General features: G+C 65.8%; 14 protein-coding genes, 5 pseudogenes and 1 riboswitch. Of the genes and pseudogenes, 11 read left to right on the forward strand and 8 right to left on the reverse strand.

Translation table 11 applies throughout. The annotated features are described in order from the left end of the window. Window positions 1-49: 49 nt before the first annotated feature. Window positions 50-1,201 (reverse strand): annotated as a pseudogene (locus M5I08_RS20230) (thiolase family protein). Between the two features lie 265 nt (window positions 1,202-1,466). Here M5I08_RS20230 and M5I08_RS27065 point away from each other — a divergent pair. Next, window positions 1,467-1,619, forward strand: a complete 153-nt coding sequence (locus M5I08_RS27065) for a hypothetical protein (protein ID WP_370328515.1) — start codon at window positions 1,467-1,469, stop codon at window positions 1,617-1,619. Continuing rightward, a riboswitch (cobalamin riboswitch) is annotated at window positions 1,618-1,858 on the forward strand. It overlaps the preceding gene by 2 nt. Before the next feature lie 132 nt (window positions 1,859-1,990). Next, window positions 1,991-4,282 carry a 5-methyltetrahydropteroyltriglutamate--homocysteine S-methyltransferase gene (gene metE, locus M5I08_RS20240; protein ID WP_219068078.1) on the forward strand — a complete coding sequence of 764 codons (2,292 nt, stop codon included), beginning with the start codon at window positions 1,991-1,993 and terminating at the stop codon, window positions 4,280-4,282. Window positions 4,283-4,346: 64 nt separating this feature from the next. Here metE and M5I08_RS20245 read toward each other — a convergent pair. Further along, window positions 4,347-4,874, reverse strand: a pseudogene (locus M5I08_RS20245) (DUF3556 domain-containing protein); the annotation flags it as partial. Between the two features lie 60 nt (window positions 4,875-4,934). Between M5I08_RS20245 and M5I08_RS20250 the strand changes: the two are divergent. From M5I08_RS20250 to M5I08_RS20260, 3 genes and pseudogenes are all read left to right on the forward strand, one after another. Beyond that, complete coding sequence (locus M5I08_RS20250) at window positions 4,935-5,324, forward strand: thiol-disulfide oxidoreductase DCC family protein (RefSeq protein ID WP_249762929.1); 390 nt, start codon at window positions 4,935-4,937, stop codon at window positions 5,322-5,324. A 35-nt stretch (window positions 5,325-5,359) separates the two neighbouring features. Then, entirely contained in the window at window positions 5,360-5,629 is a 270-nt protein-coding gene (locus M5I08_RS20255) for a short-chain fatty acyl-CoA regulator family protein (protein ID WP_370328516.1), read from the forward strand. 19 nt (window positions 5,630-5,648) lie between these two features. Continuing rightward, window positions 5,649-6,066: pseudogene (locus M5I08_RS20260) on the forward strand (FAD-dependent oxidoreductase); the annotation flags it as partial. A gap of 42 nt (window positions 6,067-6,108) precedes the next feature. On the opposite strand, the gene M5I08_RS20265 reads toward M5I08_RS20260, so the two are convergent. Further along, a complete protein-coding gene (locus M5I08_RS20265) occupies window positions 6,109-6,618 on the reverse strand; it encodes a DoxX family protein (RefSeq protein ID WP_219068074.1) in 510 nt (169 codons plus the stop codon). 164 nt (window positions 6,619-6,782) lie between these two features. Here M5I08_RS20265 and M5I08_RS20270 point away from each other — a divergent pair, with 164 nt between their 5' ends. Genes M5I08_RS20270 through M5I08_RS20280 form a run of 3 tightly spaced genes read left to right on the forward strand, consistent with a single transcriptional unit; the run spans window position 6,783 to window position 9,135 of the window. Continuing rightward, window positions 6,783-6,947 carry an NAD(P)-binding domain-containing protein gene (locus M5I08_RS20270; RefSeq protein ID WP_219068073.1) on the forward strand — a complete coding sequence of 55 codons (165 nt, stop codon included), beginning with the start codon at window positions 6,783-6,785 and terminating at the stop codon, window positions 6,945-6,947. 8 nt (window positions 6,948-6,955) lie between these two features. After that, the gene (locus M5I08_RS20275) at window positions 6,956-8,533 is read left to right on the forward strand and encodes a pyruvate, phosphate dikinase (protein WP_370328517.1); all 1,578 of its coding nucleotides are present in this window, start codon (window positions 6,956-6,958) and stop codon (window positions 8,531-8,533) included. Then, window positions 8,530-9,135, forward strand: coding sequence for a MarR family transcriptional regulator (locus tag M5I08_RS20280; RefSeq protein ID WP_219068072.1), 606 nt, complete (start codon window positions 8,530-8,532; stop codon window positions 9,133-9,135). The genes M5I08_RS20275 and M5I08_RS20280 overlap by 4 nt, the downstream gene beginning before the upstream one ends. A gap of 6 nt (window positions 9,136-9,141) precedes the next feature. Here M5I08_RS20280 and M5I08_RS20285 read toward each other — a convergent pair. From M5I08_RS20285 to M5I08_RS20305, 5 genes and pseudogenes are all read right to left on the reverse strand, one after another. Then, window positions 9,142-9,282 (reverse strand): annotated as a pseudogene (locus M5I08_RS20285) (DUF1298 domain-containing protein); the annotation flags it as partial. Window positions 9,283-9,424: 142 nt separating this feature from the next. After that, window positions 9,425-9,778: a DUF732 domain-containing protein gene (locus M5I08_RS20290; RefSeq protein WP_219068071.1), complete on the reverse strand. Its 354-nt coding sequence runs from the start codon at window positions 9,776-9,778 to the stop codon at window positions 9,425-9,427. A gap of 85 nt (window positions 9,779-9,863) precedes the next feature. Beyond that, complete coding sequence (locus M5I08_RS20295) at window positions 9,864-10,430, reverse strand: alpha/beta fold hydrolase (protein WP_219068070.1); 567 nt, start codon at window positions 10,428-10,430, stop codon at window positions 9,864-9,866. A gap of 10 nt (window positions 10,431-10,440) precedes the next feature. Continuing rightward, window positions 10,441-10,941 carry an Rv1363c family protein gene (locus M5I08_RS20300; protein WP_219068069.1) on the reverse strand — a complete coding sequence of 167 codons (501 nt, stop codon included), beginning with the start codon at window positions 10,939-10,941 and terminating at the stop codon, window positions 10,441-10,443. After that, entirely contained in the window at window positions 10,938-11,489 is a 552-nt protein-coding gene (locus tag M5I08_RS20305) for an Rv1363c family protein (protein ID WP_249762930.1), read from the reverse strand. The genes M5I08_RS20300 and M5I08_RS20305 overlap by 4 nt, the downstream gene beginning before the upstream one ends. 98 nt (window positions 11,490-11,587) lie before the next feature. Between M5I08_RS20305 and M5I08_RS20310 the strand changes: the two genes are divergently transcribed. The 3 genes and pseudogenes from M5I08_RS20310 to M5I08_RS20320 all read left to right on the forward strand — a co-directional run. Beyond that, on the forward strand, window positions 11,588-11,761 hold the full coding sequence (locus tag M5I08_RS20310; protein ID WP_219068068.1) for a TetR family transcriptional regulator: 174 nt from the start codon (window positions 11,588-11,590) through the stop codon (window positions 11,759-11,761). A 12-nt stretch (window positions 11,762-11,773) separates the two neighbouring features. Further along, complete coding sequence (locus M5I08_RS20315; protein ID WP_219068067.1) at window positions 11,774-12,010, forward strand: hypothetical protein; 237 nt, start codon at window positions 11,774-11,776, stop codon at window positions 12,008-12,010. Between the two features lie 49 nt (window positions 12,011-12,059). Further along, window positions 12,060-12,197 (forward strand): annotated as a pseudogene (locus M5I08_RS20320) (alpha/beta fold hydrolase); the annotation flags it as partial. Window positions 12,198-12,201: the final 4 nt, after the last annotated feature.

The following is a 12,201-nucleotide window of genomic DNA, read 5'->3' on the forward strand; positions in this document are numbered from 1 at the left end:
TTGATCGTGATCACCAGGACATTGCCGCGCCGTTCCCTGAGCGCTACCGTCACAGCAGCTCCACAATGGTGGCGTTGGCCTGACCGCCGCCCTCGCACATCGTCTGCAAGCCGTAACGAATTCCCTTGTCCCGCATGTGAGAGAGCATCGTGGTCATGATCCGGGCCCCAGATCCACCGAGCGGATGGCCGAGCGCGATCGCGCCGCCGTTGGGGTTCAGCTTCTTCTCGTCGGCTCCGATGTCCTTCAGCCACGCCAGCGGCACCGGCGCGAACGCCTCGTTGACCTCGAAAACCCCGATGTCCTCGAGCTTCAGGCCGGAGCGCTGCAGCGCCTTCTGGGTGGCCGGGATCGGCGCGGTCAGCATGATCACCGGGTTAGCCCCGGCCAGTACCGCAGTATGCACCTTGGCGATCGGCTTGCGGCCCAACAACTTCGCCATCTCCATGGACATGAACAGCAGCGCCGCCGAGCCGTCGCAGATCTGGCTGGAGTTGCCGGCGTGAATCACGCCGTCCTCCTTGAAAACGGGCTTCAGCTCGCCCATCTTCTCGATCGTGGTACCGCGGCGGATGCCCTCGTCCTTGAGCACGGTATTGCCGTCCTGGTCTTTGATCGCGACGATCTCATCATCGAAGGCACCGGAATCTTGCGCAGCCGCAGCCTTTTCGTGGGAGCCGAGGGAGAACTCGTCGAGCATCGTCCGGTCGAGTCCCCACTGCTCGGCGATCATCTCCGCACCGATGCCCTGGTTGGGGATAGCCCCGTGATAGCGGTCCAGGAATGTCTGCGAGAACGGCCTGCCGCCGTTTGCCAGCGAGGATCCCATCGGTGTCCGCGACATCGACTCCACACCGCCTGCGACGACGACGTCGTAGTGGCCACCGATCACGCCGGCGGCAGCGAAGTGAATCGACTGCTGGCTGGACCCACACTGACGGTTGACGGTGACACCGGGCACGGTCTCCGGCCAGCTGGCGGTCAGCAAGGCGGTGCGCGCGATGTCGAGCGCCTGCTCGCCGGCCTGCATGACGCATCATCCCCAAATCACGTCGTCGACGATCTCGGGGTCGATGCCGGCCTTCTCGACGAGTCCGTTGAGGACCTGCGCAGAAAGGTCGGCGGGGTGTACGCCGGACAGCCCACCGTTGCGCTTGCCGACCGGTGAACGCACCGCCTCGACGATTACGGCTTCAGCCATGACCTAACTCATTAAGACATGAGGTTGTTGTTCGATTGTTGACCAACCCGTTGGACGGCTCGCCGCGGGGGTGCTCAGCTGCCGGGTAGCGTCGGAAAGCATGACGCGCGTCGTCGTGATCGGCGGCCACGGCAAGGTCGCTGTACACCTGGCTCGCATCTTGACCTTGCGGGGTGAACGTCGGTCTTCCGTAACCCAGGGACCGGCAACCGGGCGGATCGCCGTTGGCGCCGCCGGAGAGGTCTCCCGGTAAGACGTCGCACTGGTGGTGGCCACGGTGTTGAACGACGACGCGACGATCGGCCGGACCATCGAATTCAACAACGGTGATCTGCCCATCGCAGCGGCGCTGGCCGCCAGCGGCGATCGCAAGCGCGGCGAAGCCGGGCGCAGCGGGTCGCCGCCATGGATCAGGTAATCTCATTTGCGCAGCTGGTTTGCTGGCACTCGTGTCAGCATCGAGCGGGGCATGTTAGTAGTGCTTCGTAAGAGGGAACCCGGTGAGAGTCCGGGACTGTCCCGCAGCGGTATGCAGGAACGACCGCCGTCACAAGCACTGGCCTTGGAAAGATCCGAGATCGGGAAGCGACGGCCAGTAGGAGTATCACCGGGTGCGTGCCTGCGAGTCCGAAGACCTGCCGGCTGTGCCGGGCGCGCCGCGCCTGGCGGCTCATCGCCTCGTGGAATGGGCGGATGGCTGTCCTGGGTGCATAAATGTGCTGACGGCACATCGCATCTGGGCCTCCTTTGCGTCCGCTGGCGGTGACCAGCCTTTTGCCCGTCGAGTGAATGGACGACATCGTGACCGCAACACCGTTTACCGCCACCGTGACCGGCTCTCCGCGCATCGGCCCGCGAAGAGAACTCAAGCGAGCCACCGAGGGCTATTGGGCGGGCCGCACCAGCCGATCAGAGCTGGAGACTGTCGCCGCCGGGCTGCGCCGCGACACCTGGGCGCAGCTGGTCGCCGGCGGCTTGGACTCGGTGCCGGTCAACACTTTCTCCTACTACGACCAGATGCTTGACACGGCCGTGCTGCTGGGAACGCTGCCGGCCCGGGTGCACAGCGTCTCCGACGACTTGGACCGCTACTTCGCGGCCGCCCGCGGCACCGAGGACATCGCGCCGCTGGAAATGACCAAATGGTTCGACACCAACTACCACTACATCGTCCCGGAGCTCGGGCCGGACACCACGTTCTCGCTGCACCCGGAGAAAGTGCTGGCTGAACTCAACGAGGCTCTGACACAAGGGGTTCCGGCGCGTCCGGTGATCATCGGCCCGCTCACCTTCCTGTTGCTGAGCAAGGCGGTCGGCGGTGCCGGCGCACCGGTCGAGCGGCTCGGCGAGCTGGTCCCCCAATACTCCGACCTGCTAACGCTCTTGGCCGACAACGGCGCCGAGTGGGTGCAGCTGGACGAACCGGTCCTGGTGACCGACATCTACGCCGACGCAGCGGCGCTGGCGGAGAAGGTGTACAACACGCTGGGATCAGTGCAGAAGCGGCCCGCGATTTACGTGGCCACGTACTTCGGTGACCCCGGCAGCGCACTGCCCGCGCTGGCTCGCACACCCGTCGAGGCGATCGGCGTGGACTTGGTCCGCGGCGCCGACGCCGCGGTGGCCCAAATATCTGCGGTCCCGGAGCTGGCTGGCAAGACACTGGTGGCAGGAATTGTCAACGGGCGCAACGTCTGGCGCACCGACCTGGAGGCGGCGCTGGGCCGGCTGGCCAGCCTGTTAGGCTCGGCGGGGTCAGTGGCCGTGTCGACGTCGTGCTCGACGCTGCACGTGCCGTACTCGCTGGAGCCGGAAACCGATCTGGACGACGCGCTGCGCAGCTGGCTGGCCTTCGGCGCCGAAAAGGTGCACGAGGTGGCCACATTGGCACGCGCGCTGCGCGACGGCCGCGACGCGGTGGCCGAGGAGATCGAGGCCTCCAACGCCGCGGTGACGTCCCGCCGGTCAGATCCGCGGCTGTACAACAACCAGGTCCGGGCCCGCATCGACTCGATCACCACGTCGGGCACCGAACGCGGGCCGGCCGCCAAGCGCCGCGAGGCGCAGAACGCGCGGCTGCACCTGCCGCCGCTACCGACCACCACGATCGGGTCTTACCCGCAGACCTCGGCGATTCGCAAGGCCCGCGCGGCTTTTCGGTCCGGTGAGATTGACAGTAGTGAGTATGAACGCCGGATGAAGCAGGAGATCGCGGACGTCATCAAGCTGCAGGAGGACCTCGGCCTCGACGTGCTGGTGCACGGCGAACCAGAACGCAACGACATGGTGCAGTACTTCGCCGAGCAGCTGGACGGTTTCTTCGCCACCCAGAACGGCTGGGTGCAGTCCTACGGCAGCCGCTGCGTTCGCCCGCCGATTCTCTACGGCGATGTCGCGCGGCGCCACCCGATGACGGTCGACTGGATCACCTACGCGCAGTCGCTGACCGACAAGCCGGTCAAGGGCATGCTCACCGGCCCGGTGACGATTCTGGCCTGGTCGTTCGTCCGTGACGACCAGCCGCTGGCCGACACCGCCAACCAGGTGGCGCTCGCCATTCGCGACGAGACCGTGGACCTGCAGTCGGCCGGCATCGCGGTGATCCAGGTCGACGAGCCCGCGCTGCGGGAACTGCTGCCGCTGCGGAATGCGGCCAAGCAGGCTTACCTGGACTGGGCGGTCGGTTCTTTCCGGTTGGCGACCTCCGGCGTTGCCGATTCGACGCAGATCCACACTCACCTGTGCTACTCGGAGTTCGGCGAGGTGATCGGTGCGATCGCCGACCTGGATGCCGACGTCACGTCCATCGAGGCGGCCCGCTCGCACATGGAGGTGCTCGACGATCTGAACTCGGTCGGCTTCGCCAACAGCGTGGGGCCCGGTGTCTACGACATCCACTCGCCGCGGGTGCCAAGCACCGACGAGATCGCCAACTCGCTACGGGCGGCGCTGAAAGCCGTACCGGCCGAACGACTGTGGGTCAACCCCGACTGTGGGCTGAAAACCCGTAATCCCGATGAGGTCTCGGCGTCGCTGACCAATCTGGTCGCTGCGACGAAGCAAGTGCGAGCCAGCGCCTAGTTCCAGAGGTGACGCGGCGAGCGTAACGCCACTGCGAAAAAGTCGTCGAAATCTCGCAACAGTTTCACGCTCGGCGCGAGTCCAGCCCTTCGGCGAGCACATGGACCGGCACGTCGTGGGCCCAGGGCTGGCGCGTCACCATGTCCGCGACGCGCACGTCGCCGCGCTCGAATTCACCGGTAGCCGCGTCGACCAGCCGGTACTGTTGGGTCTGCTTATGGATCGGCTGGGCGTCGAGCATCACCACGCGCACCTCGCCCGGCTCGAAGTGACAGCGCTTCTGCAGCGCGGCAACCAGCTGCTCGTTGCTGAAGTGCCCGTCGCCGAAATTCCATCCGATTGCGGTGCCGCAGAGTCGCTCGCCGTCGGTGAGCACGTAGTCGTCTTCGTTCTGATCGGCCATCGCGCGGTGGGCCAAGGTGAACAGGGCCCGACCGTGAGTGTTGAAGGAGATGACGAACGGGAAGTGCTTGTTCAGCTTGGATGTTGCTGCGCCCAGCCAGATCACCAGGCACACGAGTTTGGCGCCCAGGATCATGTCCCTGACCGAGATCGGCACCGCGATTGTGTTCGCGATCGCCGGTATCCGCGCACGCCGGTCGGTCGGCGAGGCGTCGGTACTTCCACTGCGCCCGCGGTAGGGTGTCGCACGATGAACACCGAAACGGCGGGAACCCTGTTCTTCGACGGGGCCTGCGGAATATGCACTCGCTCCCGGGATTTGCTGCTGAAGTTGGATCGAATAGGAAAGCTGCAGACCGAGGCTCTGCAAACTCCCGGGGCCGCACAGCGACTCGGTATCGCACCAACGACCCTGATGGAATCGGTCCGATGGCTGGATTCTTCCGGCGCTGTCTACTCCGGCGCGCGGGCCGCCAACGCTGCGTTATCGGCCGCGCTCGGGACGCGAATCCCGCTGGTAACCTATCGGATTCCCGGTATGCGCTTCATCGAGGAAACCATCTACCGATGGGTGGCCGCCAACCGGTATCGCTTCCCGGGGACCACACCGTACTGCCAGTCACACCCGAGCGCCTGCTGAGCCAGAAGACGAAATCTCCCGCCGCGAGACGCTGGGTGGCAGAGCAGGGTTATCTGGGCCAGCATAAAAGCTTTGCCGTCGGCTTGGGTTGCGACTTGGTGCACGCCGACAAACTGGTCTACGCAGGCGGAATCGCGCCGGACCATCCGGGCACCGCGGCGCCGATCGGGGCCGGCTGCAAGATCTGCAACCGGTCGTCGTGCCCGCAGCGGGCATTTCCCTATCTCGGCGGGCGTGTCGTCGTCGACGAGAACACCGGCAGCGGCCTGCCCTATTCGCCCACCCCACGCCGGCAATCGGTGTAGCTTGCTGCTGAGATCAGCCATGACAGATGTCGACTATTGCGTTGTCGATGCGGGATTCGCCGGTTTGACCGCCGCCCTGCGGCTAAAGCAAGCCGGTCGCCCGGTCGTGCTGCTGGAAGCCCGGACCGGGTCGGCGGCAAGCAGCACCGCCACGCCGGCGCGATCCCGTGGACGGTAAGCCCTTGGGCGACGATGAACCTCGGGGTCGGGTTGATCAAAATGCGGCAGATGTGCCGATCGATTGCGCTGCAAGCCCCTGGCAGGCCCGCAAGGCCGCCGAGTGGGACCAGATCAGTTTGGCGGCATGGTTGGACAAGAACATCTTGTCGCAGCAGGCCCGCGACATGCTGGGCATTGCGCTGGCCGGCCCCTACACCTCGGCTGCATCAGAGGTGTCGTTGCTGTGGGTGCTCTACCAGGCGCCATCCGCACCGGGGAGCGCGCCGCCGCGGAAGTGCTGGCCCGCGAAACGACAGCGGCTACTGTGCCTGTTTGACCGGCGGGCGGTAGAAGAGCAACAGCTGACCGACCCCGCCGCCCAAGCCCAGCAGCAGCGAGATCAGCAGACCGTGCCAGCCGTTGCGCCAGTTGTACCCGAAGATCAGCCAGTCCAGGCTGTACTGACCGGGGCCGATCGTGGCCACCGCGACTGCGCTGGCGGCCAGCACCAGGTTGTACTCCCAGCCCTCCTTGACGATGAAAAAGCCGTTGGGCCGGTGCGCGGTCCACGCGGCGACGAACATCAGCCCAACAAAGCCCGCGGCCGGGATCGGCGTCAGAAGCCCCGCCGCCAGCCCCAGACCCGCGCTCACTTCGGTGCTCGCCGCGGCGACGGCCTGAAACTTGCCGTTCTTCATGCCAATGCTTTCGAACCAGCGCGCCGTCCCGGGTATCCGTCCACCGCCGAAGAACTTGTTGTAGCCATGAGCTGCGAGCGTCAACCCCAGCACCACCCGCAGGATCAGCAACCCGACATCATAGGCAGTCATAGACGCCAACCTAGATCATCGGGTGGGCACGGAGGGGCCGAGGTATCGTCCCACCGGCAAACAAACCGCAAAGGAGCAGGCACATCACGATCGCCATCATCGGCGCCGGCAACGTCGGGCGCACGCGTGGTACCGCATGGCGCGACCGCGGCCATGACGTCGCAGTGACCGCGACGCTGGTCAGCGAGCTGGGCTTCGAAACCGTCGACGCCGGCGATCTGACGCTGGCCCCGCTGCTGGAGCCGTACGCGCTGCTGTGGATCCACCTCGCGTTGCGCGGCGGATTCGGCACCAATTTCGCGTTCGGCCTGTCGCGCGGCGAATCCTGAGCATCCTGATGGCTTCCCCTTCTGCACCTTCGGTGTTAGTGCTGAACGGCGACGCCAACTACCCACCGAAAATTCTGGGCCACAAGGGGCATGGCATCGACATGATGCGCCGCAACGGCCTGCCGGTGCCGCCCGCGTTCTGCATCACCGCCGAGGTGGGCGCGCGCTACCTCAGCGAACCCGAGGCGACGATCGACGCGATCTGGGATGACGTGCTCGACGGAATGCGCGGGCTGGAGGCGGCGACGTCGCGCACGTTCGGACGCGGACCGCATCCGCTGCTGGTGAGCGTGCGTTCCGGGGCGGCGGTGTCGATGCCCGGGATGATGGACACGGTGCTGGATCTCGGGATCAACGACGCCGTCGAGCAGGCGTTGGCGGCAGAGCGCACCGCCGGATTCGCCCGCGACACCCGTCGTCGGTTCATCGAGTCGCCGGTCGGCCGCGACGCGCCTGCCGACCCGTATCTACAACTGCGCGCAGCGGTCGAGGCTGTGTTCGCGTCGTGGGGCTCGCCGCGCGCCGCCGCTTATCGCGCCCATCATGGACTCGACGACCGACGCGGCACCGCGGCGGTGGTGCAGGCCATGGTCTTCGGCAACGTCAACACCAGTTCCGGTGCCGGCGTTGTCTTTTCGCGAAACCCGATGACCGGCGCCAACGAGGCCTTCGGGGAGTGGTTGCCAGGAGGCCAAGGGGGTGACGTGGTATCCGGCACGGTCGACGTCGAACCGATCACCGCGCTGCGCGACCAGCAGCAAGCTGTCTACGACGAACTGATCGCCGCCGCCCGCTCGTTGGAGCGGCTCACCTCCGATGTGCAAGAGATCGAGTTCACCATTGAGCACGCGACGCTGTGGCTGCTGCAGACACGGCCCGCGAAGCGGTCGGCGCAGGCCGCGGTGCGCCTGGCGTTGCAACTGCGCGGTGACGGTCTTATCGACGATGCCGAGACACTGCGCCGGGTGACGCCTGCCCACCTGGAGGCGTTACTACGGCCATCGCTGCAACCAGAACACCGCTCGACTTCGACACTTTTGGCAAAAGGCTTACCGGCCGGGCCCGGCGTGGTCTCAGGGCGGGCCTACACCGAAGTGGACGCCGCGGTTGATGCGGCCGACCGCGGCGAGGATGTCATCTTGGTGCGCAACCACACCAGCCCCGACGACATTCACGGCATGCTGGTTGCGCGCGGCGTCGTCACCGAAACCGGCGGTGCCACCAGCCATGCGGCCGTGGTCAGCCGTGAGCTCGGCCGAGTGGCCGTGGTGGGCTGCGGCCGCGGAATCGCCAAATCTCTGGCCGGCAAGCTGGTCACCGTCGACGGCACCGAAGGCGAAGTGCGCGACGGGAGGCTGCAGTTGACCGCCTGGTCCGAAGATGACACTCCAGAACTACGCGAGCTGGCCGAGATCGCCCGACGCATCAGCCCGCTACGTGCTCATGCCGGCGGCGACTACCCACGACTGGTAAGCCATTCCGATGGCGCGGTGCGCGCCGCCATGGCCAGCGACCACAGCGATGTGGTGTCCGCCCGCCCGCTGCTGGCAATGCTGGCCGCACTGCGACTGCGCGAGGACACGTGAGCGAGCTGACCGTGTTGCAAGCGGTCCGGCTGAAAGGTCGGGCGCGCCTCGATGATTTGACCGCGACGCTCGGCGAAGACGCCGACGACCTGGCCGCCACCGTTGACGAGCTGACCCGATCAGGGTTACTGGTCGACGGCAACGTGCTGCGGCTCAGCCCCGAGGGGCGGATCCGGCTGGGCGAGTTGCTGGCCGCCGAACGCCAGCAGATCGACACGACGGCACTGACTTCCGCCTACGCCGAATTCCGTCGCGTCAACGCCGAATTCAAAGCGCTGGTCACCGATTGGCAGGTCAAGGACGGGCAGCCCAACGCACACGACGACGCCGATTACGACGCCGCGGTGCTGGCTCGCCTCGATGACGTGCACCATCGGGTGACGCCGATCATCTCCGCGGCGGCTGCACAGTTGCCGCGGCTGGGCCGCTATTCGACCAAACTGCAAGCGGCGCTGGACAACGTCCACGCCGGCGACACGGCTTGGCTGTCTCGACCGCTCATCGACTCCTATCACACCGTGTGGTTCGAACTGCACGAGGAGCTAATCCTCGCGGCCGGCCTGACCCGCGAGTCGGAAGCCAAATCTGGTTACACTCCATAGCTTTCGTTACAGCTCGGCGTCGAGCCGAATAAGGTGCTCGTCGACGTCACCAACCGCGGATTCGGCGGCGTGGACGCTGATCGCGATCGTCTCGCCGATGCCGTGCACGCCGTGAACGAGTCCCATTGCCGGTGACAGCGCCGGATGTGGCTGCGGGTCGTCCGCTCGGGCTCGAGGGCCGCCGGCGCCCAGCTCGGATAGGTCAACGGCGAACCGTCTTCGACGCGGACGGTCAGGGCTCGGCAAGGCTGGGCTCGACTGCGGACATCGTCGACCGCGCGCGGACATGTCAATTCGTCGCACCGGGGCAATACACGGTGATGGCATCTTGCATGAACGGCCGCACCTGCGCCGTCGTCAAACCCTGAGCTTGCAGCTCGGCGGCGATCTTCGACATGGCGACCCTGAATGGGCTTGGGCGCCCGCCGAATCGAAAGTTATACACGTCGGCGCGAGAAAGACCATCGTTGTCGCACCGTTCATGCGCGATGGCGATCAACCGATCCGATGGGCCGACGTTCATTCCGTCATTCGACAGCGACGCCAAAAACTGGGCATCCGGTGTGTCAGCGTGAGCGACGCCTGCCGCTACCAGTACCACTGCCCAGGCGGCGAAAATCGGACAGAACGGATTTACAGTCATGGTTGAGTGTGGCAGCCATCGCGGAAAACCGCGAGCCCAGGTAGCCCAAGGATGAAGACGGCGATCCGTGGGACCGAGGCGGCCGCTAACCGGCTGCGCCGACGAACCCCAGCACCAAGTCGGCAGTGCGCTCCGGCTGGTCGAGTTGCAGGAAGTGTCCGGCACTTTCGACGATGGCGACGTCGCTGCCTTCCGGCATTACCCGTGGGATCATCCAATGCGTGAAAGCCGCTGTCATGCACCCGTCGTCGCGTCCGTGTAAGTACAGGGTCGGCAGCGCTGGCGGCGACGTCCAGTGCTGGTGCAGTTCGGCGTAGCGCATCGGCGGGCGGGTGTTGCGGCAGTCGTGTCCGATCAGCACGTCGCGGTCGGTGCCACCGGCCGCCGAACGCACCTGCAGCGCGTCATCCATCAACGCCCCGATGTGATAACTGCCATCGGACGGTATCGATGACGGCGCATAGCCGCGCATGAACGGTGCCACCACCTGCCAGCCTGCCTCGGCGAGTCGCGGCGCGAAATTTCGCCAGCCGTAAGCGGTATCGGGAAACCCATGCAGGCACAGCGCGACCGGGCCGTCGGGCGGCCCCCACGCCAGGGCCTTCAACTCCACCGCGGGAGCGTGCACACTAATCCAGCGGTGTCCCGTCATCATCTGATCCTTACAACTGGTCGAAGCCGGAAACCAGCCAGCGGTCGCCGACTTTGTCCAGCGTCACCCGGAAGCTGGAGTCGGCATCGGCCGGCGCGGAGTCACCGATCTTGACCGTCTGGTTGACGAACACCAGCACTATCGCATGATTTTGCGTAGCCGATTCGCACGCCGCCCCGGGAACGTTGGCCGTCGCGGAGAGCCGTCGTTCTTTCGCATTCGGGATGAGCTCCTCCTGCGTCCGGTGCGTGTAGGTGTCGAGAAAATTGCCGGTCAACCGCTCGCGAACGGCCGCCACGTCCCGATCCAGCGTGTCGAACCGGAACGACAGCAACGCGACCGTGGAATCCCTTGCCGCCGCCACCGATTGGCTGCGAGCAAGGTCGATATCACGAACCGACGAGTCGTTCCACTTGAGCAGACCCGCGGCGATCGTCAGCAGCAACGCCAGGGCAGGAAGCAAGCCGTAGACCAGTACGCGCGACCAGTCGACGCCTCTTGGTTGCGTCATGAGACGAACACCACGTCGGAGACCTTGGCGACATCGCCCATCTTCTTCACAGTGACCCGCAGCCGCCAGAAGTGCGGCTCCTGCTGCGCCTGCGCGGGATCCGACGAGCGGACCGTCACCGCTACCAACACCTTGCCCTGATCACCGTTTCGCGATTCCAGACCGGCGTCGGTGGCGGTGGCTACCAGCTTCGACCGCATCCGCTGGGCGTTGTCGACGTATGACTGCTTTCGGCGCGCGAAGCTGTCATGAAACTTGCCGGTCGCCGAGTCCAGGATCCGCTGGGCATCGGCGTCGGCATGCCGATAGTCCACCGTGAGGAGGTCTTCCGCGGCGTCGCGAGCCGATTGCACGAAAAGATTGCGCTGCGCCTCGAGATTGTGCGCCTCATACGCAGTGAAACCCAGCCAGCCGACCAGCCCCGCCAGCAGCACACCCGTCACCAGGCCGACCACCATCGCGATCCGCTCAACCTGGGTATGGGATTGCAGCGGGCGAAGGTATACGACGTCAGGCTCCCCACCGGAGGTAGCAGCATCGTCTGCCATTTTTGCTCCTGTTCGGCGCGTCGGTAACGTCCAACGCACGTGCCCAATTTTTCCAGAACTGCATTCCAGTCTTTTCGGCGAGCGCGTTAACTCTAGTCATGCCCCAGATCGGCACTACCCGCCCGCGCGTTCGCCGCTGGGCCAGAACCGATGACACCCAGCGACGCATCCTGGCTGCGGCAACCGATGTGTTCGCCACGCGCGGCTTCACCGCCGCAACGACGGCCGACGTTGTCGCCGCTTCGGGCGCCAGCGTCGGCAGCGTGCGGTGACCCTACTCGCAGGTGTATGCGTCGTTTCAGCACGACAGCTCGGCGATCGCCGCGATGACCGCGATGGGCTACCGAAACACATTGTGGGGCAGGGACTATCCGCACATCGAGCGCACTTTCGGCCACACCCAAGAGACGTTGCACCGGCTGTTCGACGGCGTCAAGGCGAAGACCAAGGACCGCATCATGTTCGGCGCCTTCAACCAGTTGTTCCCCGACGCGCCGCTGCCGCCGGATGCGGGCAGTTGAACCTGGCAAACCTGCTGTAGGTAACGTCAGGCGGACACCTACGCCCGAGAGCCCGGAGGGCGTGCGCAACTTTCTGGCGACGGTGCCGGGCGCCGAGTTCGTCGAACTGTCCGACGCGGGACACACCGCAGCCGGCGACGACAACGACGCATTCAGCGACGTCGTGGTGACGTTCGTGAGGCGCTGACTGG

The sequence above is a fragment of the Candidatus Mycobacterium methanotrophicum genome (genome assembly GCF_023515995.1).
GTDB lineage: Bacteria > Actinomycetota > Actinomycetes > Mycobacteriales > Mycobacteriaceae > Mycobacterium > Mycobacterium methanotrophicum.

What these genes read in the sequence shown, in the direction of transcription:
- M5I08_RS20305 (WP_249762930.1), bottom strand. Translation starts at nt 11,489, where the DNA reads ATGGCAGACGATGCTGCTACCTCCGGTGGGGAGCCTGACGTCGTATAC.
- M5I08_RS20310 (WP_219068068.1), top strand. Translation starts at nt 11,588, where the DNA reads ATGCCCCAGATCGGCACTACCCGCCCGCGCGTTCGCCGCTGGGCCAGA.
- M5I08_RS20265 (WP_219068074.1), bottom strand. Translation starts at nt 6,618, where the DNA reads ATGACTGCCTATGATGTCGGGTTGCTGATCCTGCGGGTGGTGCTGGGG.
- metE (WP_219068078.1), top strand. Translation starts at nt 1,991, where the DNA reads ATGGACGACATCGTGACCGCAACACCGTTTACCGCCACCGTGACCGGC.
- M5I08_RS20290 (WP_219068071.1), bottom strand. Translation starts at nt 9,778, where the DNA reads ATGACTGTAAATCCGTTCTGTCCGATTTTCGCCGCCTGGGCAGTGGTA.
- M5I08_RS20300 (WP_219068069.1), bottom strand. Translation starts at nt 10,941, where the DNA reads ATGACGCAACCAAGAGGCGTCGACTGGTCGCGCGTACTGGTCTACGGC.
- M5I08_RS20250 (WP_249762929.1), top strand. Translation starts at nt 4,935, where the DNA reads ATGAACACCGAAACGGCGGGAACCCTGTTCTTCGACGGGGCCTGCGGA.
- M5I08_RS20275 (WP_370328517.1), top strand. Translation starts at nt 6,956, where the DNA reads ATGGCTTCCCCTTCTGCACCTTCGGTGTTAGTGCTGAACGGCGACGCC.
- M5I08_RS20295 (WP_219068070.1), bottom strand. Translation starts at nt 10,430, where the DNA reads ATGACGGGACACCGCTGGATTAGTGTGCACGCTCCCGCGGTGGAGTTG.